The organism is Caballeronia zhejiangensis, assembly GCF_000698575.1.
Classification (GTDB): domain Bacteria; phylum Pseudomonadota; class Gammaproteobacteria; order Burkholderiales; family Burkholderiaceae; genus Caballeronia; species Caballeronia zhejiangensis.
Map to the genome: position 1 here is coordinate 112,350 of NZ_JFHD01000004.1, position 21,853 is coordinate 134,202.

General features: G+C 62.3%; 20 protein-coding genes. 18 read left to right on the forward strand and 2 right to left on the reverse strand.

The window, feature by feature from the left end; genetic code table 11:
- Positions 1-305 precede the first annotated feature (305 nt).
- From BG60_RS08440 to BG60_RS08480, 9 genes are all read left to right on the forward strand, one after another.
- Positions 306-1,274 carry a CobW family GTP-binding protein gene (locus BG60_RS08440; protein ID WP_008345613.1) on the forward strand — a complete coding sequence of 323 codons (969 nt, stop codon included), beginning with the start codon at positions 306-308 and terminating at the stop codon, positions 1,272-1,274.
- Positions 1,275-1,308: 34 nt separating this feature from the next.
- Entirely contained in the window at positions 1,309-1,812 is a 504-nt protein-coding gene (locus tag BG60_RS08445; protein ID WP_008345611.1) for a DUF1097 domain-containing protein, read from the forward strand.
- A 28-nt stretch (positions 1,813-1,840) separates the two neighbouring features.
- A complete protein-coding gene (gene nthB / locus BG60_RS08450; RefSeq protein WP_008345609.1) occupies positions 1,841-2,584 on the forward strand; it encodes a nitrile hydratase subunit beta in 744 nt (247 codons plus the stop codon).
- Between the two features lie 31 nt (positions 2,585-2,615).
- Complete coding sequence (gene nthA, locus BG60_RS08455; RefSeq protein ID WP_008345607.1) at positions 2,616-3,239, forward strand: nitrile hydratase subunit alpha; 624 nt, start codon at positions 2,616-2,618, stop codon at positions 3,237-3,239.
- A 10-nt stretch (positions 3,240-3,249) separates the two neighbouring features.
- Positions 3,250-3,585, forward strand: coding sequence for a nitrile hydratase accessory protein (locus BG60_RS08460; protein WP_008345605.1), 336 nt, complete (start codon positions 3,250-3,252; stop codon positions 3,583-3,585).
- Between the two features lie 29 nt (positions 3,586-3,614).
- Positions 3,615-3,824: a CbtB domain-containing protein gene (locus BG60_RS08465; RefSeq protein WP_008345603.1), complete on the forward strand. Its 210-nt coding sequence runs from the start codon at positions 3,615-3,617 to the stop codon at positions 3,822-3,824.
- A gap of 13 nt (positions 3,825-3,837) precedes the next feature.
- Positions 3,838-4,623: a CbtA family protein gene (locus BG60_RS08470; RefSeq protein ID WP_008345601.1), complete on the forward strand. Its 786-nt coding sequence runs from the start codon at positions 3,838-3,840 to the stop codon at positions 4,621-4,623.
- Positions 4,620-5,612: a GlxA family transcriptional regulator gene (locus BG60_RS08475; RefSeq protein WP_008345598.1), complete on the forward strand. Its 993-nt coding sequence runs from the start codon at positions 4,620-4,622 to the stop codon at positions 5,610-5,612. The genes BG60_RS08470 and BG60_RS08475 overlap by 4 nt, the downstream gene beginning before the upstream one ends.
- Before the next feature lie 239 nt (positions 5,613-5,851).
- Positions 5,852-9,052 (forward strand): bifunctional diguanylate cyclase/phosphodiesterase, encoded by a 3,201-nt coding sequence (locus BG60_RS08480; RefSeq protein ID WP_008345596.1) that lies wholly within the window; start codon positions 5,852-5,854, stop codon positions 9,050-9,052.
- 112 nt (positions 9,053-9,164) lie between these two features.
- Here the strand turns inward: BG60_RS08480 and BG60_RS08485 are convergent, their stop codons facing one another.
- Positions 9,165-9,866: a TMEM175 family protein gene (locus BG60_RS08485; RefSeq protein WP_008345595.1), complete on the reverse strand. Its 702-nt coding sequence runs from the start codon at positions 9,864-9,866 to the stop codon at positions 9,165-9,167.
- Positions 9,867-10,343: 477 nt separating this feature from the next.
- On the opposite strand from BG60_RS08485, the gene BG60_RS08490 reads away from it, so the two are divergent.
- From BG60_RS08490 to BG60_RS08500, 3 genes are all read left to right on the forward strand, one after another.
- Complete coding sequence (locus BG60_RS08490) at positions 10,344-12,035, forward strand: methyl-accepting chemotaxis protein (protein WP_008345593.1); 1,692 nt, start codon at positions 10,344-10,346, stop codon at positions 12,033-12,035.
- A gap of 207 nt (positions 12,036-12,242) precedes the next feature.
- The gene (locus tag BG60_RS08495; RefSeq protein ID WP_144403563.1) at positions 12,243-12,686 is read left to right on the forward strand and encodes a response regulator; all 444 of its coding nucleotides are present in this window, start codon (positions 12,243-12,245) and stop codon (positions 12,684-12,686) included.
- A 527-nt stretch (positions 12,687-13,213) separates the two neighbouring features.
- Entirely contained in the window at positions 13,214-13,495 is a 282-nt protein-coding gene (locus BG60_RS08500) for a hypothetical protein (protein WP_034471106.1), read from the forward strand.
- Between the two features lie 176 nt (positions 13,496-13,671).
- Here BG60_RS08500 and BG60_RS08505 read toward each other — a convergent pair whose 3' ends face one another.
- On the reverse strand, positions 13,672-14,259 hold the full coding sequence (locus tag BG60_RS08505) for a MarR family winged helix-turn-helix transcriptional regulator (RefSeq protein WP_033535651.1): 588 nt from the start codon (positions 14,257-14,259) through the stop codon (positions 13,672-13,674).
- A 235-nt stretch (positions 14,260-14,494) separates the two neighbouring features.
- On the opposite strand from BG60_RS08505, the gene BG60_RS08510 reads away from it, so the two are divergent.
- The 6 genes from BG60_RS08510 (at position 14,495) to BG60_RS08535 (ending at position 21,748) form a co-directional block, all read left to right on the forward strand.
- Positions 14,495-15,847 carry an MFS transporter gene (locus BG60_RS08510; RefSeq protein ID WP_008345585.1) on the forward strand — a complete coding sequence of 451 codons (1,353 nt, stop codon included), beginning with the start codon at positions 14,495-14,497 and terminating at the stop codon, positions 15,845-15,847.
- 185 nt (positions 15,848-16,032) lie between these two features.
- Positions 16,033-16,995, forward strand: a complete 963-nt coding sequence (locus BG60_RS08515; RefSeq protein ID WP_008345583.1) for a PDR/VanB family oxidoreductase — start codon at positions 16,033-16,035, stop codon at positions 16,993-16,995.
- Positions 16,996-17,036: 41 nt separating this feature from the next.
- Positions 17,037-18,362, forward strand: coding sequence for a Rieske 2Fe-2S domain-containing protein (locus BG60_RS08520; protein ID WP_008345581.1), 1,326 nt, complete (start codon positions 17,037-17,039; stop codon positions 18,360-18,362).
- Positions 18,362-19,555 (forward strand): Gfo/Idh/MocA family protein, encoded by a 1,194-nt coding sequence (locus tag BG60_RS08525; RefSeq protein WP_008345579.1) that lies wholly within the window; start codon positions 18,362-18,364, stop codon positions 19,553-19,555. Before BG60_RS08520 ends, BG60_RS08525 begins: the two co-directional genes overlap by 1 nt.
- 2 nt (positions 19,556-19,557) lie before the next feature.
- Complete coding sequence (locus BG60_RS08530) at positions 19,558-20,550, forward strand: ABC transporter substrate-binding protein (protein ID WP_008343726.1); 993 nt, start codon at positions 19,558-19,560, stop codon at positions 20,548-20,550.
- A gap of 265 nt (positions 20,551-20,815) precedes the next feature.
- Positions 20,816-21,748: an MBL fold metallo-hydrolase gene (locus BG60_RS08535; protein WP_008345578.1), complete on the forward strand. Its 933-nt coding sequence runs from the start codon at positions 20,816-20,818 to the stop codon at positions 21,746-21,748.
- Positions 21,749-21,853: the final 105 nt, after the last annotated feature.

A 21,853-nucleotide genomic window follows, 5' to 3' on the forward strand; every position in this document is an offset into this window, starting at 1 on the left:
GAGCGGCCTGTCCATCCATCCATAACGTTCACGAAACCCTCGCCAAGGGAATGCCGGGTCGCGTCCGTTCGTATCGGCGGGCGAGAAGAGGGCATCGCCTGCACTTCGGCGATGCGCGTCGCGCACCAATGTGTTTCGTCGCCTTACGTGCGTTTTTGTCCGTCCGTGTCGCTTCGGAACAGAACGGACATGCGCTCATGCACGCCGCGCCAAGTATCGCCCGATGGCGGCCAAGCGCGGGAAATCGGAACGGAAGCCGCTAAAGGGTAGGCGTTCCTAATCGACGCACGCGAAGGATAACCCTCATGCGACCCGCCAAAGTGCCTGCCACTGTCATTACCGGTTTCCTTGGAGCCGGCAAGACCACGCTTGTGAATCACCTGCTCGAATCCACGCGGCCGATGCAGATCGGCATCGTCGTGAACGAATTCGGCGAAGTCGGTATCGACGGCCAGTTGATCGTCGCCGATGAACGCGCCGTGATCGAGATCAACAACGGCTGCGTCTGCTGCACGGTCCGCACCGATCTCGTCGCCAGCGTGCGCGACATGTTGATGCGCTTCGGCGATCGGCTCGCGCGTCTCATCATCGAAACGTCGGGCCTCGCCGATCCCGCGCCGGTGCTGCAGACCTTTCTCGCCGATCCCGACGTGCGCGAGCGCGTGGAACTGGAATCGGTCGTCGCCGTGGTCGATGCAATGCACGCGCAGTCCCAGCTACATGACGACATCGCGCGGGAGCAAGTGGTGTTCGCGGACCGCATCGTCATCAACAAGACCGATCTCGTTTCGACCGATGCCGTCGATGCGCTCGTCGCCGGGATTCGCCGGCTCAATCCCACTGCACGCATCGAGTACGCGCAGCGTTCGAGGATCGACGCCCATGCGCTTTTCGGCACGCGGAGCTTTTCGGTCGACAACCTGCTCGCCATCGAGCCGAATCTGCTCGACGAAGACGGCCACGATCACGAACACGACGACAGCATCGCATCGTGCGCGATCGTGGTGCCCGGCGGCATCGATGCGACGCGTTTCAACCGCTGGATCAATCAGCTCGTGCAAACGCAAGGCACACAACTTCTGCGCATGAAAGGCGTGCTCAACATGCACGACGAACCGCGACGCCTGCATTTCCATAGCGTGCATATGTTGCTCGACACCACGTTCGGCCGTGCGTGGATGCGCGACGAAACACGAGAGAGCCGTTTCGTGATGATCGGCCGCAACATCGACGCTGCGCGAATGCGCGACGGCCTTCTGAGTTGCATGAACTGAAGCCTTCATTCATTTCTTCTTCAAGGAGCTACGCATGAAAAAGCCAGAGGCATACACGGTGAGCATCGGCGTATTGGCGGTCGTCGATACATGGCTCACCGGCACGATCTTTCCGGTTCCGGTTTGGGTGACGTTCATCGCGTGGGCGTCGTTCTTCGTGCTCGGCGGCGGGCGCGCGGGCTTCGTCAAGAGCGTGGCGTCGAATCTCACGGGACTCGTCATCGCTTCGCTTACCTTGCTCTGCATTGCGACGACGAGCGGCGGCGCGATCGCGGTGGCCGTGCTGGTTGGCATCGGCAGCGCGGCGATGGTTCAGGCGTCGAAGATCAAATTGCTCGATGTGTTGCCCGCGATCGTCTGGGGCTTCGCCTCGACGGTCGGCACGATGGTCGCAACGGGCAAGGCGATCACCACGGCGGGCATCGGCAATCCTGCGCTGGTCGCGGCCGCCGCGCTCGTTACCGGCGCAGTGTTCGGCTTCGTCTCGGAAGTGGTCGGCGAAGCCCTGCAATTCAGACGCGAGCATCGGCTCGGATAAGACCGTTTCCATTCAAGCGGAGCACAACATGAAGCTGCAACATCATCTCGGCGGCATCGAAAATTTGGGGCCGGTCAGCACTGAAAAGCGCGTATTCGTCGAGCCGTGGGAGAAGCGCATCTTCGGCATTCATACGGTGATGATGGCGGAGAGCGCGCATCTGTCGGACACGCCGCATCGCTATCCGGTCGATACGCTGCCCACCGCCTTCAAGAGCAACTGGACCTGGGCCTCGCTGCGCACCGGCGCCGAAGACATGCAGCCGTTCGAGTACTTCAAGTATCGCTACTACGAGAAATGGCTCGGCGGCATTGCGCAGTTTTTCGTCGATCAGGGGTATGTGTCGGCGGAGGAACTCGCTGAGAAAACCGCCCACTACAGCGCGCACCCGGACGCGCCTCTACCCGATCGCCCCAATGCCGAACTCGCGGCGCAGATCGACGCCTATCTGCAGCACGGCGACTCGGGCTATCACGCGCTCGACGGCGCGGCGCGCTTTCGAGCGGGCCATGCCGTGCGTATCGCCGATCCCGAAGCGGTGGACCACACGCGCTTGCCGGGGTATTTGCGCAACAAGACCGGCGTGGTGGATCTCGTCTATCCCGGCGCGTTCTCCTATTTCGTCTCGACGGGCGTGGACGGTATCGGCGCGCCGATGCCTGTGTATCGCGTTGCCTTCGACGCCGCGTCGATCTGGGGCGCCGGCAAAAGCGAGCCGAACACGACCATTTACGCCGACCTGTACGAAGCCTACGTGCAGGCCGCCGATTGAACTCGAACATAAGCCAACCCCGAGCGAATCCATGAGCCAACTCTTCGAATTTTCCGGCGACCGCGAAGCATCGAGCGCCGCCAAAGTGCGTGCGCTGGAAGCCTTGCTGATCGAAAAAGGCGTGATTGCCACCGACTCCGTCGATGTCGTGCTCAAGCACTTCGAGACGATGGCCGGCCCGTTCAACGGCGCGAAGATCGTCGCGCGCGCATGGGTCGATCCGGACTACGCGAGACGTCTCGTCGAAGACACGCCGAAGGCGATCGCCGAACTCTCGCTTCCGCTCGGCATGGCGGGCGCGGAAGGCGAGCATATGGCGGCGGTCGCAAACGACGCGAACGTGCATAACCTCATCATCTGCACGCTGTGTTCGTGTTATCCGTGGCCGGTGCTCGGCCTGCCGCCGTATTGGTACAAGGACCCTGTATTTCGCGCGCGCGGCGTGCGCGAACCGCGCGCCGTCCTGCAGGAATTCGGCGTACAGGTGCCCGCCACGAAGGAGGTGAAGGTGTGGGACAGCAGCGCGCAGATTCGCTGGTTCGTGGTGCCCGAGCGCCCCGCGAACACGGAGCATCTGAGTGAGGAAGAACTCGCCGCGCTCGTTACGCCCGAGTCGATGATGGGCGTCGCACTCGTCGAAGCGCCCGCAGCCTGAGGAGCGTGCCATGTTCACGCGTTTCGAAGAATACGCTGCCGCGTCGATGCTCGGCGCACCAGATTCTCCGCCGCGTCTCGACGGCAAGCTGCTGTTCACCAATCGCTGGGAGCGCGATGTGTTCGGCCTCGCGCTCTCGCTATCGAAGGCGGGATGTTTCGAGTGGGAGGACTTTCGCCAGAGCCTGATCGCGTCCATCGCGAAGTGGGAAGCAATCGAATGCGCGAATCAGCCGCGCTGGGACTACTACGAGCGTTTTCTCGAAGCGCTGCTGAACGTGGTCGAGACGAGCGGCGTGCTGTCGCGCCGCGAGATCGAAGCGATCGCCGCGGCGCGCAGCCGTTAACATTTTTCCGACTCTTTTGGAGGTACTTCATGAATCAAGCTGTCCTGCATTCCACTGACACGTTCGAACCGATTCCACTGCGCGAACTGCTGCCGTGGACGATCTTCGGCGGATTGCTGATGCTGCTGGCGCTGTATTTCGTCGGCGCGGAGCAGGGTGCTACCGCGGTCTTTCAGGGCACCGCCATTCACGAGTTCGTGCATGACGGACGCCATCTGTTGGGCTTCCCCTGCCACTGACGAGGAGACGACGATGGTCGGCAAACTGTTGATGCGCGGCATGCTCGCGGGCCTCATCGCGGGACTGCTGGCGTTCTGCTTCGCGCGGGTGGCGGGCGAGCCGCAAGTCGAACGCGCGATCGCTTTCGAGGCCCATGAAGCGCACGAGCACGCTCACGCCGGCGATGCGCCCGAGCCTGAAATCGTCAGTCGTGAAATGCAAGCGGGCGTGGGCTTGCTGACGGGGGTACTCGCGTACGGCGCTGCATTCGGTGGGCTCTTCGCGTTGTGCTTCGCCTATGCGTGGGGACGCGCGGGAAGCATGGGCGCGCGGCCGCTTGCAGCATGGCTTGCGCTCGCGGCTTTCGCCGCCCTGGTGGTGCTGCCGGCGCTGAAATATCCGGCGAATCCGCCTTCGGTGGGCGCGGCGGAAACCATCGGCGTGCGCACCGCGCTTTATTTTTTATGCATGGGGATTTCCGTCGCCATTACACTGCTGTCGATAGCTTTGCGCCAAGCCCTGTCGCGCAAATGGGGCGATGCCAACGCGACGCTCGCCGGTCTGCTGGCTTTCGCGATCATGGCCGCCGCGATGCTCGCGCTGTTGCCGGCTATCGACGAAGTGCCCGCCGAGTTTCCCGCCACGTTGCTGTGGCAATTCCGGGTGGCGTCGATCGGCATGCAGGCGATCATCTGGACGGTCATCGGCGCTGCGTTCGGCGTGGCGGCGGAGCGCATGGCGTTGCCCGGCGCTGCGCGCGTGCATCGAGGCATGCCCATGAGCAAGTCTGTTCTCAGAGGATCCGGATATCCGCGATGAAACGCATCAAGGTCGGAATGCTCGTCTTTCCTGGATTTCAGCTGCTCGACATCGCCGGGCCGAAGGATGCGTTCGCCGAAGTCAAGGTGCTGAGTTCAGGCGAGTGCGAGTACGAGATGATGATGGTCGGCACGACGCGGGGCACGGTGCAATCGTCGAGCGGCCTGACTACCGTGCCGGATCGTACGATCTTCGATCCGTGCCCGGAGTTCGACACAATCATCGTGCCGGGCGGGCTCGGCATCTTCGACGCCTTCGACGATCCGGCGCTGAGCAACTGGCTGCGCGCGCAGCATCGGCAGTGCCGCCGCGTGTCCGCTATCTGCAACGGGTTGTTCGCCCTCGGCTCGGCGGGGCTGCTCGACAACAAACTGGTGACGACTCACTGGATGGACGTGCCCCGGCTCGCCAGCACTTTTCCGAAGGCGCGCATCGAGCCGGATCATATCTTCGTTCGCGACGGCAGCATCTACACGACGGCCGGTGTCACGGCGGGCATCGACCTCTCGCTCGCGATGATCGAAGACGACTTCGGCCGGCAAATGGCGCTCGATGTCGCCAAGTATCTGATCGTCTATCTGCGGCGCTCGGGCGGGCAGTCGCAGTTCAGCCCGCTGCTGGAAACGCAGGCTTCGCCGGGTTCGCAGACTATCGAAGTCCAGCAATTCATGCTGGATAACCTGCATGTGGATCATACGGTCGCGTCGCTCGCGGAACGCGTGCATATGAGCGCGCGCAATCTCTCGCGCATCTTCGCCAAGGATTGCGGCATCACGCCGATGACTTACCTCGCCAATGCGCGCATCGATGCCGCGCGGCGCTACCTGGAAGCCACGGACTTGCCGCTGAGAGTCATCGCACACCGATGCGGCTTCGAGGACACCGACAAATTCCGCCGCACCTTCCTGCGCCGTCTGCAGATCAGTCCGGTCGATTATCGCAACCGGTTCAGATCGATGAACAAGCAAGAGTCGCTCAGTGCGGTCTGAAGAGACTCGCCACGCGGGGATGATGCGCTGAGCGTGACTTTTCCGGCACTAAACGCGTGCATGGCCATGCACTTCTTCGGGGCTAAAGCGGCGCACTAAGACTTTAATTAAAGGTTAATTTTGGCGAGCCGTAAGAGGCGTAATAGATAGGTGGGCGAACACGATCGCCGGCGGCCATTCGCTGCCCTGTGAGCGCCCGCCTGCATGACTCTTCTTGCACGTTTCCAAACGTCTCGCCCATGAAACGGAATCCTTTCTTCAAGCTGCTCGCGCGTTTGCGCGTGGGGCACAAGTTGCTGCTCATCTACCTGCTCGATCTCAGCGCGGTGATCTACATCAGCGGGATTCTGATTCACGAAAAGTATCTGGCGATCGATTTTTCGAACAAGGAGATTGTCGGCAACGCGTATGTTCACGAGGTCGAACATGGCATCACGTCCATCGCGATGGCGGGCGCGGGCAAACCGCCGACGGCGGCGCAGCTCGATGCCGAGATCGACAGGCTCGTTCGTGCCGAGCAGCAATACGGCGCGCAAATGGGAAGCGCGGAGCCGAGCAACGCGCTGCGGACCGCTCTGCAGACGATGGCGCACGAACGCGAGGTCGGGATCGCGTCGACGGACCAGGCGCTGACCGCCTCCCGCGATCTGATAACGCGCATCGGTAATCAGTCGAACCTGATTCTCGACCCGGATCTCGACAGCTACTACGCGATGTCGCTCTCGATCTTGCGCTATCCCGCGCTGCTGACCGCGGTGAACAGCATCGGGCGCCATCTGCACGACGGCGCTCACGCGCGCTCGCGAGAGGAAGTGCGTTCGCGCTATCTGGTCCTCGAAGGGCAACTCGACGGGGTCATGCAAGGTTTGCGGTCGGACTACGCCGAGGCGGGGGCGGCCAATCGTCAATTCGAGCGCACACTCAGCCCGTCGTTTGATCGAATGCGCATTGCCGTCGAGGCATTCAGGCATGCGGCGCGCGTGGTGGTGGACGACAACGTGGCGCCGGATGCAGCTGTGCTGATGATCGTCGACAGCGCGCAGCAAGCGCTCGTTCAAAGCGTAGACGGCCTCTGGCGCGATACCGGCGAGCAGCTAGACGGCCTGCTGCATGCACGCGTGCAAGCCCTGTTTTCGCGCATGTGGCTGCATTTGGGCACGGCGCTTTTCCTGCTCTGCGCCATCCTGACACTGGTTTATTGCGTCGCGCAGCAGATTTCGTCGCCGCTACGCAAACTCGCGCGCGTGATGGATGTGGTGCGCCGCACCGGCGATCACACGAAGCGCGCCGACTGGGACAGTCAGGACGAGATCGGCCAACTCGTGCGCGGCTTCAACGAAATGCTTGCGCAACTGGATCGCGAACGCGTCGTGCAGAAGGAATTGGCGGCGACCGCCCGCGCGTCGGCCGCGCAATCAGCGCTCGTGGAAGCCACGCCCGTGCCGATGGTCGTCACCGCCATTCCCGGCCACGAGGTATTGCACGCCAATGCGCCTGGACTCTTCTGGCTCAATGGGAGCAGCACCGACCCGTGGGCTCAGGGTCTCGACTCCGCGACCCGCGCGCGCTTCTTTCAGCAACTTTCCGACCGCGAAGCCATCGACGAATTCGAAGTTCACTGGAAAGCGACCTCGCAGCCGAGCTGGGCGATGCTGTCGGCGCGCCGTCTCGACTTCCAGGGACGCGACGCCATTCTCACCGCCTTCACGCCGATCAATCAGATCAAGCTCATGGAGCAGCGGCTGGAACTGTGGGGCAAGGTGTTCGAGGCATCGTCCGAGGCGATCGTCATCCTGAACGCCGAGGCGCGTCTGCTCACTGCGAATCCTTCGTTCTTTCGCGCAACCGGTTATCGGATGGACGACGTGGCGGGCAAGCCGCCGGCCTTCATCGACACGCAGGCGCAGGAAGACGAAAACGGTCCGCTGGGTAACCTCTTGCAACGCGTCGGGCGCAGCAGCACCTGGCACGGCGAAGCGCAAATAAGCCGCCGCGAGGGCGGTGATTATCCGGCGTGGCTCATGATCAGCGCGGTACACGACAAGCGCGGCACCGTATCGCATTACATCTGCACGCTGATCGACATCACGGACCGCAAGAAGAGCGAAGCGCGCATTCAGTTTCTCGCGCAGCATGACGTGCTCACCGAACTGCCCAACCGTGCACTCTTTGCCGCGAAGCTCGGCGTTGCCATCGCAGCAGCGCAGCGAACGCGGCAGCGCGTCGCGGTGCTGTTCATCGATCTGGACCGCTTCAAGAACATCAACGATTCGCTCGGACATCACATCGGTGATGGCCTGTTGCGGTCCGTGTCGCGACGCCTGCTCAATGCGGTCGGCACCCACGACACCGTGAGCCGCCTGGGCGGAGACGAGTTCACGGTGCTGCTCAACGGAGTCGGTCACGCGAGCGAAGTGGCGCGCAGCATCGAACAGCGGCTGCTCCCGCTGCTTCGCGAAGCGCATGAAGTGAGCGGGCTGACACTGCAGGTTGCGAGCAGCATCGGCGTCGCACTATACCCGGATGATGGCGAAGACATCGATACGTTGATGCAGAACGCCGACGCCGCGATGTATCAGGCCAAGTCTGCCGGACGAAATCAGGTCAAGTTTTTCTCGGCCGACATGGCCGAACAGGCGAGGCATCGGCTCACGCTGGAAACGTGTTTGCGCACGGCTATCGAGTTCGGCGAGTTGCGGCTCGAGTGGCAGCCGTGCCTCGAAGCGCGGTCCGGTGCGCTCGCGAGCGTCGAAGGACTGCTGCGCTGGAAGAGCGCGGTACTGGGTGAAATCGGTCCGGCTGTGTTTATCCCGGTGGCGGAGGACACGCGCCTCATCGTTTCCATTGGCGCGTGGGTGATCGAGGAAGCGTGCCGGCAGCTTGCCGCCTGGCGCGACGAAGAGGGCCTCGAAATACGCGCGTCCGTCAACATTTCGGCGCTCCAGCTACGCGAGCCGGAGCTCGTTGCGGCGCTTGGCACGAGTCTGCTCGCGCATGGCGTGCCGCCGCATTGCCTGGAACTCGAAATCACCGAGACGGTTCTCATGGATGGCGCCGAACACTACGCGCAAGCCATTCACGCCATTCGCGGGCTTGGCGTCAAGCTCTCGCTCGACGACTTCGGCACCGGCTACTCGAGTCTCAGCTATCTGAACCGGTTTCCGCTCGACCGTCTGAAGATCGACCGCGCGTTCGTGCGAGACATGCTCGACGCATCTGCCGATCTTGCCATCGTCAAGGCGATCGTCGATCTCGGGCATGAGCTTGGTTTGCGCGTGGTGGCCGAAGGGGTGGAAACCGGCCATCAAGCGCAAGTGTTGCGCAAGATCGGCTGCGATGAGTTGCAAGGTTTCCTGTTCGCACCGGCGATCCCAGCCGAGGAATTGGTGCTGTGGAACAGGGCGCGGCAGGACGAGGCGCTCGATGCTTCGCCGGCTTGAGGCGAAGCATCGAGGCCGGCGCCCGTGCAGCCGTCGAACTCTGCTGGAATGACGAGCGGGATTGAGCAAACGGCCGAATTTGGCCGATCCCGCTCGAGACAGCGCGCCCCCTTTACTTGCCTAATTTCTCAGCCTCGCTCGGCTCCTCTCTGGGGTTGTAGCGCGGCGTGGGCTGTGGCAGCAGAAAGAAGGCGATGGACAGCAGTGCAATGGCCACGCCGATGCGGCACGCCGCGATCGCGACGGGAACTGCAGCGATCTGAACCAGCGTCGCAGCGCCGTAGCGGCGCGTCATCTGCTGGAGGAAATCCGGCGCGAGCCGTTCGTCCATCAGCCGGCGGCCTGGCATTGCATAGAACCACTTCGCCATCCAGGTGCAGGCGGTCAGGGCAAGACCGGCAACGAGGGTTACTGATGCGACGGGCTCGAAGCCCGTGCCCAGGTGAAAGCACCACACGCGGATCGGATAAGGAATGACGACGATCGCCAGCAGGAACAGGAGGTTGATTACGCCGAACCAGTGATCGCTCTTTGCATAAATGCGACCCGAATAATGGTGTTGCAGCCAGTAGGCTCCGATCACGACATAGCAGAGAACGAGCGCGAGATATTCGCGCCACTGCTCCGCCATGGCGCTTGCCAGGTCGCTATAGTCATGCGTGCCCTCGGGGGATCCGGGAACCTTGATCTCGACGATCAGCAGGGTCAGCGCGATCGCGAACACCGCGTCGCTGAATCCCTCGAAGCGGTCGAGTCCGCGCTCGGCACCATGCGTTTCCGTGTCGGCAGATTTACGCCTGTTACGTAGCATCATCTGAGTCCTTTCGCGCTCGGCAAGATCAGAGTCACCGGCCGAAAAACGGCAACGCTTTTCCTTTGCGTGCCGCCTTCATTGGCAGCCGACGAAGCACGGCCCGGACGACTCGCGCGTTCGCAAGGCTGACTGACCGAGCGCCGAACCCGTCTGACGCGGCCCCGCTACGACGGCGTCGCGGCGGAAAGACTCGAAGCATTCGGTGTGCCGCCCACGCGTTCGCAAGCGGGGGTTGGGCATCACGATACCGGCCGACCAGACGTAGCTTTGCTTGAAAGGGGTCAAGTCGACCTTTGAACACGTCCGACGGGGGAACGCTCGGGTACCGCGGCAGCGTGTCCGCAGCGCGTCCCGCGGTCGGCCAGACGAAAACCGGATGTCCGCCGCGATCCTCGACTCAAGTGCTTGCGGTTAGTGCCGTTAGCAGGGAGGACGCCGCGAATTGCCGCGACCACAACCATGCACACGGAATCTGCAATGAAAGTTTCTACTCGGCTGACACTGTTAGCCGTCACAGCGCTTATCGCTTTGCTCGCAGTCGGAGGATACAGCGTCTATAGCGAGCGACGCGCAATGCTCGATGCGAAACAGGCGGAGATAGTCAACCTGTTGAAAATGGCCGAGCACCTCGCTGAGTATTATCACAATCAGGAAGTTGCCGGTGCGATGACTACGGAGCAAGCGCAGTCCGCAACGAAGACCGCTTTGAACAGGATGAATCATTCCGATCAGAGTTACTTCTGGGCCCGCCTCCCGGATGGGACCTCGCTCGTTCATCGCAAACAGGAGAACATCGGCAAAATCCTGCTGGGCAAGGCGCCGGACGGACGGCCAGACACAGAGTTCTATCGCGAGATGCTCGCCAAGGAGCACATCCCCGTGGTGATGGTGGTCACCGCCCACCCATCGACCGGCGTCATGACAGGCAAGATGAACGGCATTGTCGAGTTCAAGCCTTGGGGCTGGTGGATCGGCACCGGATTCTTCACCGACGATATCAGCGCCACCATCCTGCATACGACGCTTCAGACTGCCGGCTTGATAGGCGTAGCGCTCTTGGTCATTGCTGCGTTGGCGTGGAAAATCATACGCAGCGTCACCGGAGCCCTCGGCGGAGAACCGGAGTTTGCCGCGCGCGTTGTTCGGGAGATTGCAGGCGGCGACCTCGGTTCGCCAACGCCCTTGAAGGACGGTGATGACCGCAGCCTTCTCGCGGCAGTCGAAAGCATGCGCCGTGGTCTGCAAGACATGGTTATCACGATCCGCACAAGTTCGGAATCCGTATCATTTGGCGCTGTTGAGATTGCGGCTGGCAATACCGACCTCTCGAGTCGCACAGAGCAGCAAGCGGCATCGCTGCAAGAAACCGCCGCGAGCATGGAGGAACTGACGGCGACGGTTAAGCAAAACTCGGAGAACGCCCAGCAAGCGAGCGGACTGGCGGACAATGCGAATGCGGTCGCCAACGAAGGAAGCGCCATCATCGGTCAGGTGATTCAGACGATGGATGGCATCGAGCAGAGCTCCGAAAAGATCGCCGAAATCATCGGGATTATCGAAGGCATCGCATTCCAGACCAACATCCTAGCGCTCAACGCTGCAGTCGAAGCAGCACGCGCCGGCGAGCAGGGCCGCGGCTTTGCCGTCGTTGCGAGCGAAGTGCGCAACCTTGCGCAGCGGTCATCGACGGCCGCCAGGGAGATCAAGGATCTCATCGAAACGTCAGGCGGAAGAGTCCAAGAAGGGACCGTACTCGTCGCACAGGCAGGCGAGACGATGAAGCGTGTGGGCACGGCGATCCAGCGAGTCACCGACATCATGGGCGAGATCGCCTCCGCATCCAACGAGCAAAGCCGTGGCATCGAGCAAGTGAATCAAGCTATCTCGCAGATGGACGAGGTGACGCAGCAGAACGCCGCGCTCGTTGAAGAGGCAGCGGCCGCGGCAGGTTCGATGGAGGATCAGGCGAAGCAACTGACCGCCGCCGTAGGCGTGTTTCGCACCGGTCAGACGCTCGCCGTCAAGCCAATCAGTCATCGCGCTCCTCAGACGCCGCGATCCGCACTCGCCGAAAAAAGCGGGACGACGCCGCGCGTGCCGAAGCCTTCGAGCGGGCAGAAGCCGGTTGCAGTCGCGGCGGCGGCTGACGGCGACTGGTCGACGTTCTGAGCGTGGCGGGCGGCCGATGCCTTGGCCTGAGTCGGCGGCGAAGGCTTGCGTCGAATTCGACGCGTAGTCTCGATCGGACGTCCTTGGGCTCGCTCAACACCGTCGTCTCGAAAGGCGGCCGTTGTAGTGAATCAATAGTGCGAAGCATCTTGCAGGGGCGATAGCCAATACTTGCGAGCGCTTCTTTGAATGAAGGAGAAGGAAAGGGTGGTAAATGCTCACACGCGTTTGTTGGTGGTCGATGACATGGCCACCATGCGCAATCTGATCCGGAAAATGCTGAGAGCGATCGGTTATACGACCATCGACGAAGCAGAGGATGGAGTGTCAGCGCTCGAAAAGTTGCGCACGCAACAGTTCGATCTCGTCATAACTGATTGGAACATGCCCAATATGGACGGGCTGACTCTCCTGCAGGAGATCCGCAAGTCCGATCTGGCCGAACTGCCGGTATTGATGGTGACCGCCGAAAAGCGGCGCGAGAACGTGCTCGCCGCGATCAACGCCGGTGCGAGCGGCTATATCGTGAAGCCGTTTTCAGAAGCCGCGCTCGCAGACAAGCTGGCTCAAATTGCGCCGCCTTTAGCCAGCGCCGCGCCGACAGGTAAGGACACATCCGGATTCGGCGCGATCTTCGAGAGAACCCTATGATGGCGCGTGCGCTCTGCTTGGTCGCTCGCAAGCGACACAAGAGGATTTTTTCGGCGTCTGCGAGAAGCGCTCGAGCGTAGTTTCTACATAACCGGCGGCGTAGACGGCAGGGCGCTGAGCATGGAGCGCGACCGGTGGCCGGATGCTGACTCGCGTTTAATCGACTACGCGATGCGTCTGGCTGGCCGTCGCTGGGACTCACCATCCGCCTCGGTGCGCGCGTGAGGGCCGTGCCGATGCTGCGGATGTCGCGCTGAACCTGCATCGAGTGCGCCCACCCGAGCAGGTGCGCCCGCCGTTTGCATTCGACGATGGACCATGACCAGCCTCCGTGAGCCGGCCGTCAACGTTGTCCTTCATTCGCGCCAGTGGACGGCACGCCGGCCGGACTTGGAGGATCGCGTAATTCAGCGTCTTCGTTAGCGCGGTGGGGCGGGTTCTTGGGCTGTGCCGGACCGAGATCGGTGAGCCCGTCGAAATCGATCGGATTCTGAGGCGGCTTGCTGTTTTCCGTTCGTGCGGCGCACATGATCGGCTCCATCGTTGTCTTGATTTCTCAAGAACAGCAAACGGTGTTCCGGCCGTTTGGCATTCTTCGTGCTGCAGTCGATGTTGGGCGCCTCGAGGCGCTCACATTCACGTACCGATTGGAGCCGATCATGACCATTCCGCAGAACGAACCCGGCACTGACGTTGTCGATACCGACAAGACGAAGCAACCCGACACGAAGCCCGCTGAACCGAAACAGGATTTGCCTTTGACGGAGGCTGATGACGGCAACACTCGGACGCCGCCGAATCCATCGTGACCGGCAAGGGACCGGCCATAAGCAAGCGTCCAAAACGCCCTTTGCACGTCATTCCCGCACCAGGCGCGCTTCTCGATCAGCACCCAAAAACTCGATGCGGAAATCGTGATGGATGACCGCCCAATCGATCCGTTCGAGGTCGCATGACGCGATCGGCGCGGAGGCGCTACGGCGCATCACGCGTCTTCAAAACTCTCGCCGCGCTCGGCGATCAGCTTGCCCAGTTCGCGCGTCGATAAGACGCGTCGCATGGGATTGGTCGAGCCCGACTCATCATCCGCGAGATTCTCGATGATCGTGAGCAGCACCTTGCGCGCTGTCTTGATTTCGCGGTCAGTCAAACCCGTCACGCTGATCTCGTTAACTTCCTCGGCAAGCGGAACCAGTTGGTCTTTCAATGCGCGCCCTTCGGCGGTGAGGAACACATGCGTGTTCTTCTTGTTGTCCGGCCGCTGCTGACGCTCGACGAGTCCCAGCTTCTCCATCGCAGTGACGGCGGCGAAGGTCGTCGGCGCCATCACGCCGGCCTGTTCGCTCAATTCGCGCTGCGTCAGGCCGTCTTTCTCCCACAGAATGCGCAGGAAAGTCCAGTGCCCGAACGACACCGAGTGCTCGGCGAGCCGCATCTGCAGTGCGCGCACCATCGAGCGCGTGGCGTCCTTTACAAGGTGCGCGAGGCGATCGTTGGGCACCGATTCGTGCCAATGGCGCAGCATCTCCGCGGTCTCGCGGGGCGCGCCCTCCACAGCCTTCTTTCGTGTCATGGCGGTTCGTTCCCGAATGCAGTTGGTCTTCCCGACATCATAGCCGCGCAGCCGTCGCGCCCGCATCCGTTGCAAAGCGCGCAGAACTCCGTGCAAACCCGAACTTGTCCGCGCGCGCCTGTCTCCTTACCATAATGATTAGATATCGAATAAAAATAAGGTATGTCCGGGTCGCGGGAGGCATCTTTCTGCGCCAGGGCATCGTCCTCATGAGCATGGGAATCGGAGACGCTTTGTGGCCAAATCCACAGTCACGCAATTCATATCGGAATCGGACGCGGCGGCAGCGCGTGTAGAGGCCACGTATCACAAGGTCACCTGGCGGCTGATGTCGTTCATCTTCGTCTGCTGGGTGCTCAATTATCTGGATCGCGTGAACGTCAGCTTCGCGCAACTGCATCTGAAGCAGGATCTCGGTCTGTCCGACGCCGCTTACGGTCTCGGCGTGAGTCTGTTCTTCATCGGCTATATCCTGCTGGAAGTGCCGAGCACGCTGTGGCTCAAGAAGATCGGCGCACGCCTCACGATTTCCCGCATCATGATCCTGTGGGGCGGCATCTCGACCGCGATGGCCTTCATGACCACGCCGGCGCAGTTTTATATCGCGCGCATCCTGCTCGGCGCGGCGGAGGCCGGGTTCTGGCCCGGCATCATTCTCTATCTGACGTACTGGTACCCGGGCGCGCGGCGCGCGCGGATCACATCGCGCTTCCTGCTGGCGATTGCCGCGGCGGGCATCATCGGCGGGCCGCTCTCGGGCTGGATCCTGCATAACTTCGTCGACGTGCTCGGCTACAAGAACTGGCAGTGGCTCTTCTTTCTCGAAGGCCTGCCTGCGCTGCTGATGGGCATCGTCGCGTTCTTCTATCTCGTCGATCGCCCGCAAGACGCGCGCTGGCTCGACGAGGAACAGAAGAAGATCATCCTCGATGCGCTCGCCGCCGACCGCGCCGAGAAAAAGCCCGCCAAACATACGCGTCATCAGTTGCTGGCGGCGCTCAAGGATCCGCGCGTGTATATCCTCGCGGCGGGCTGGGGCACGGTGCCTTTGTGCGGCACGATCCTCAACTACTGGACGCCGACCATCATCCGTCAGGCGGGCGTGTCGGACGTGCTGAACGTCGGTTTGCTGTCCGCGCTGCCGTACATCATCGGCGCGCTCGGCATGTTCGCGGTCGCGCGCAGTTCCGACGTGACGCTGGAACGCCGCTGGCATTTCTTCCTGTGTACGGCGGTGGGCGCGCTGGGCGGCTTCCTGCTGCCCGTGCTGGCCGGCAATACGACAGCGGCCATCGTCTGTCTGGGCATGATCTCCATTTCGTACTTCGGCGCGGCCGCGATTATCTGGTCGATTCCGCCGGCCTATCTCTCCGATGACGCCGCCGCCGCGGGCATCGGCGCGATCAGTTGCCTGGGGCAAGTCGGCGCGTTCTGCGGACCCATCGCGCTCGGCTGGATCAAGACGATGACGGGCAGTCTGGCCATCGGGCTATCGGCGATCGCGGCCATCGTCATGCTGGGCGGACTCGCCGTGCTGATCGGCGTGCCGGCCAACACGCTGCGCGAGCACGCGGAAAAGCATTCGTAAGCATCGATTCTCGCAGCAGCGGCGGCGCCTTCGTCATGAAGGCGCCGTTTTTTCTTGTAACGAGGTGACGCGTTTCAGGGAAAACCCGCTTGCCGATAAATGATTAGATATCTAATATAAACGTCATGGTGATCGACGCTGGGAAGGCTCGATCGAATGAGGCGACAAGCAGGGGAGCCGGTGCAATGAACGACGAACTGTCATTCAGGACGCTCGTGGTGACGAAGAAGGATCAGGTGGCGGAAGGCATCTTCCGTTTCGAGTTGCGTGACGGCGCAGGCGGCGAGCTGCCTGCGTTCACGGCCGGCGCGCATCTGACGGTGCGCGTGCCGAACGGCGCGAATCGCAGCTATTCGCTGTGCAATGATCCGGCCGAGACCGACCGCTATGTGATCGCCGTGAAGCGCGACGCGGCGGGTCGCGGCGGCTCGGTCAGCATGGCGGACGACCTCGCGCAAGGCGATCGCATCGACGTCTCGGAGCCGCGCAACGAATTCGTGCTCAACGAGCGCGCGCGCAGTTTCGTATTCGTTGCGGGCGGCATCGGCATCACGCCGATTCTCTCGATGATGCGTTATCTGAAGGCCATCGACGGCCCGCGTTTCAAGCTCATCTACGTCTCGCGCAGCCCTGAGACCACCGCTTTCATCGACGAACTGTCGGGCCCGGAATGGAAGCCGCATGTGGTCATTCATCACGACCACGGCGACCTCGCGCAAGCGTTCGATTTCTGGCCCGTGTTCGAGAAGCCCGCGAGCGGCGCTCATGTGTATTGCTGCGGCCCGCGCGCGTTGATGGACGGCGTGCGCGACATGACCGGGCACTGGCCGACCGGCAGCGTGCACTTCGAGAGCTTCGGCGTGGATCAGTCGCGCGCAGCCGACAACGCGCCTTTCAGCGTGAAGCTGGAACGCTCGGGCCGCTCTTTCGAGATTCCGAAGGACCGCTCGATTCTCGAAATCTTGCGAGACAACGGCATCCGCGCGCCGAGCTCGTGCGAAAGCGGCACTTGCGGATCGTGCCGTACGACGCTGTGCGCGGGCGAAGCGGATCATCGCGACATGGTGCTCGGCGAGGACGAGAAGCGCGATCAGATCATGATCTGCGTATCGCGTGCGAAGAGCGAAGAACTGGTGCTGGATCTCTGAAGAACATTCCCCACTGCATAGGTTGGTCAGGAGAAGCGTAAATGCTCACGCATGAAGAAAATGAATTGCTGTGCCGCGTCGAAGGCGATGCGCCGATGGGTCAGTTGATGCGCCGTCACTGGACGCCGGTGTGTCTCATCGAAGAAGTCAGCGAACCTGACGGGGCGCCGGTGAAGGCGCGCCTGTTCGGCGAGGATCTGGTCGTCTTCCGCGATACCGACGGCAATGTCGGCGTGATGGACGAGTACTGTCCGCATCGCCGGGTGTCGCTCGTCTATGGACGCAACGAAGATTGCGGTCTGCGCTGTCTCTATCACGGCTGGAAGATGGACGTGAAGGGCAATGTGATCGAGATGGTCTCGGAGCCTTCGTGCAGCGACATGACGAAGAAGGTCAAGCACAAGGCCTATGAAACGAAAGAGTGGGGCGGCTTCGTATGGGCTTACATGGGCCCGCAGGACGCCATTCCCGAGTTCGTGCCGCCGGCATGGGCGCCGACCGAAGACACGCGCGTGAGCATCGCCAAGGCGATCCTGCCGTGCAACTGGGCGCAGATTCTCGAAGGCGCGATCGATTCGGCGCACAGCTCCAGTCTGCACTCGTCGGACTTCGTGCCGGCGCGTGTGGGCGGCGCGGAAGCGACCTCGAAGAACTGGCTGCGTCCATCGACGGACAAGGCGCCGCGCCTCCAGGTGCATCGCACCGAATACGGCTTTCGCTATGCCGCGCTGCGCCGCCCGATACAGAACGCGGCTACGCATGACTACGTGCGCTCGACCGTGTTCGTCGCGCCGGCAACCGCGCTGATCCCGCCGAACAACCTCTACAACGTCGCGAACATCAACGTGCCCTGCGACGACCACAGCACGGCGTTCTATTTCATGGCGTGGGGCCATCCGGACAAGACGCCGGAAACCGAGACGTGGCGCAAATTCCTGGGGCAGCAGGTCGGCATCGATCTCGACGAGAACTATCGGCCGCTGCGCAATCACGACAACCGTTTCTGGCAGGATCGCGAAGCCATGAAGGCCGGCAACTTCACCGGCATCAAGGGCTTCCCGAATCAGGACATCGCCATGTGGGTGACGATGGGCGCGATCGCGGATCGCACCGAAGAGCGCCTCGGCGCGAGCGATGTCGCCGTGGTCGAGTTCCGCCGCCGCATGCTCGATGCGCTCGAGGCGTTCAAGTCCGGCGAGGCGGCCATCGGGACCGGCGAGAAGGCCATTCCACGCAGCGTGTGCTCGTTCCAGGCGATGGTGCCGAAAGACACCGACTGGAAGCAATACGCGGCGCATCCGGTCTGGATGGAGTCCGTCGACAAGGAAGCGCCGGAACTCGAATCGAACTATCAGGTTCAGGTCTGATGACCACGATCAGACTCGGCATCGTCGGCCTCGGCCGCGCCTTTTCGCTGATGCTGCCGACGTTTCTCGGCGACGCGCGCGTGCGACTCGCCGGGGCGTGCGATCCGCGCGAGACGGCGCGCGCGCAGTTCGAAGCGGATTTCGACGCGCCCGCTTTCGACGACATCGAAGCGCTCGCGCGCCGCGCCGATATCGATGCGCTTTACATCGCGAGTCCGCATCAGTTTCATGCGGCGCATACGCGAATCGCGGCGGCGCACGGCAAGCATGTGCTCGTCGAGAAGCCGATGGCGCTGTCGCTCGCCGAGTGCGACGACATGATCGCCGCATGTCGCGAGGCGAACGTGCATCTCATCGTCGGTCACTGCCATAGCTTCGACACGCCGTATCTGCGAACCCGCGAGTTGATCGCATCGGGCGCGTTCGGCGACGTGAAGATGATCCAGGCGCTCAACTACACCGACTATCTCTACCGGCCGCGCCGTCCGGAGGAACTGAAAACGGAAGAGGGCGGCGGCGCGGTTTTCAGCCAGGCGGCGCATCAGGTGGATATCGTGCGAATGCTTGCCGGAAGCCGTGCTACGCGCATCCGGGCTGCCGTCGGCAACTGGGATACGGCGCGTCCGACCGAAGGCGCGTACACCGCGACGCTCTGGTTCGAGAACGGCGCATTCGCGACGCTTGCCTACAACGGCTATGGACATTTCGATTCCGACGAGTGGACCGGCTGGATCGGCGAAATGGGTCAGACGCGCAACGCCGACGAGTATGGCGCCGCGCGGCGCAAGCTCGCGAAAGTGGCGTCGCGCGAAGAAGAGGCGCGTCTCAAGGCTGCGGGCACGTACGGCGGCAACGCCTATGCGCCCGCCGCCAAGACAGCCCATACCCGCAGGCATCAGCACTTCGGGCCGCTGATCGTGTCGTGCGAGCGCGGCGATCTCCGGCCGATGCCCGATAGCATCGTCGTGTATGGAGACGAACGGCGCGAGCGCATCGAGCTCGATGCGCCCGAGGTGCCGCGCGCGGAAGTCATCGACGAACTCATGGCCGCCGTGCACGGCGAGACCGCTCCGCTGCACGACGGCGTCTGGGCGCGCGGCACGCTGGAGATCTGCCTCGCGATGCTGCGTTCGAGCGCCGAACAGCGCGACGTGCTCATCGGCGGCGAAACGTCAATCACAAAGGAAAGTTGAATATGGGCAAGCTCAATCTGTCGGTCGCGGTGGGGAACTACGATCGCATGCGGCCGCTGGTCGATGGGGAAGTGCAGATCGACGGCGTCGATCCGACCTTCATGCTGCAGGATCCGGAAGAGATCTTCTTTCGCGCGTTTCGCCACGCCGACTACGATATCTGCGAACTGTCGCTGTCGAGCTATAGCGTGAAGACGGCGGCGGGCACGAGCCCGTATATCGGCGTGCCGATTTTTCCGTCGCGCGCGTTCCGGCATACGTCGATCTATGTGCGCAACGATCGCGGCATCGAATCGCCTGCCGACTTGAAGGGCAAGCGCATCGGCGTGCCGGAATATCAGCTGACGGCGAACGTGTGGGCGCGGCTCTTTCTCGAGGAAGATCACGGTCTGAAGCCGTCGGACGTCACGTGGGTTCGCGGCGGCTATGAGGAAGCCGGCCGGCTCGAAAAGATCAGTCTCAAGCTGCCCGGCGACGTGAGGCTCGAAAACGCACCGGAGAACCAGACGATCTCGGGCATGCTCGCATCCGGCGAGATCGATGCGCTCATCGGCCCGCGCGCGCCGTCGTGCTTCGCGAACGGGCATCCGAACGTCAAATACCTTTTCGACGATCCGCAAAAGGCCGCCGCCGACTGGTACACGCGCACGAAGCTGTTCCCGATCATGCATCTGCTGGGCGTGCGGCGCACGCTCGCCGAGCAGCATCCGTGGCTGCCCGGCGCGGTGGCGAAGGCGTTCGAGAAGAGCAAGGCGCTGGCGCTCGCCAGACTCAGCGATACGTCCGCGACCAAGGTGACGCTGCCGTTCGTCGAAGAACAATTGCGCAATGCGCGGCGTCTCATGGGCCACGATTTCTGGTCGTATGGCTTCGAGCCGAACCGGCACGTGTTGTCGCGGTTCCTTGAGCGGCATCATCAGGAAGGCTTGTCCAGCCGGCTGCTGCAGCCCGAGGAACTCTTTCATCCCGCGACGCTGGAAAACTTCAAGATCTGAGCGTGACATGGCCGCGGCGACGCGGCCTCACATCTTCGATAGCGCCTCACATGCCGGTTCCGGCATCTTCCGTTCAGTCTGGACTCACCGGATGACGGCCGTCGCGCGACCGTCCATTGTCGCCACTCAGGCAACACGGTGTACGCACTCGCGACCCTACTGGCCTTCGCTACCGCTTCCTACAATCCGTCACACGCTCGGTCGAACGCGAGCGAAAGGAAGCGCAACGCGCGCTCACGCCATCAAATTTCCAGGACTATCGAAGATGAGCCAGACAACCCGCAATGTGCAGCCCGTTATCGCCAAGCTCGGCAAAGAAGGATCGGGCGAGCTCGTGTCTTCCCGATACGCAGTTCGCATAGGCGATATCGATGTCGTGCTGATCAGCGACGGCGTGCTGCCGCTGCCGACCTCCACCATGTCCACGAACGTGAGCGAAGCCGATCGCAACGAATGGTTCGATGGCCGTTTCCTGCAACGGGACACGTTCGACTGGGCGTTGAATATCGCGCTCGTGCGCAGCGGCGAACGCCTGATCCTGATCGACTCGGGCGTAGGCGATGGGTTCGAATACTTCTCGCGCGCCGGTCAGTCGGTAATGCGCCTGGAATCGGCCGGTATCGACCTGGCTGCCATCACCGATATCGTGATTACGCACATGCACATGGATCACGTCGGCGGGCTGAATGTCGATGGCGTCAAGGCGAAGCTGCGTCCCGACGTGCGCATTCATGTGTCCGCCGCTGAAATCGCGTTCTGGAAGAATCCGGACTTCAGCAAGACGGTGATGCCCGAAGCGGTTCCTCCGGCGCTCCGCGAGGCTGCTGCGAAGTTCGCCAAACGCTACAGCGAGAACATCGTGCAGTTCGATCAGACAGTTGAAGTCGCACAGGGCGTGTCGGCGCGGGTGACGGGTGGCCACACGCCGGGGCACTGCGTCGTGGATGTCGCATCGAACGGGGAGAAGCTGACGTTCGTCGGCGACGCCATTTTCGAAGTCAACTTCGACAACCCCGATTGGCAGAATGGCTTCGAACATGATCCCGAAGCCTGTGTGGACGTGCGTATTGCGCTGCTCGACGACGCCGCTGACACCGGCACGCTGCTCGCTGCTGCGCACGTCGCGTTTCCGTCGATCGGTCATGTTGCAAAGAGCGGTGAGCGTTACCGCTTCGTGCCGGTGCAGTGGGACTATTGATCGATACTTCGCGGCGCATTGCGAGTTGGATTCGAGGGACATCCGCGTCACTGGCAATGATAGTCAGTGAGCGGCCTTCTTCTACTGGTTCTATACAACGGACAC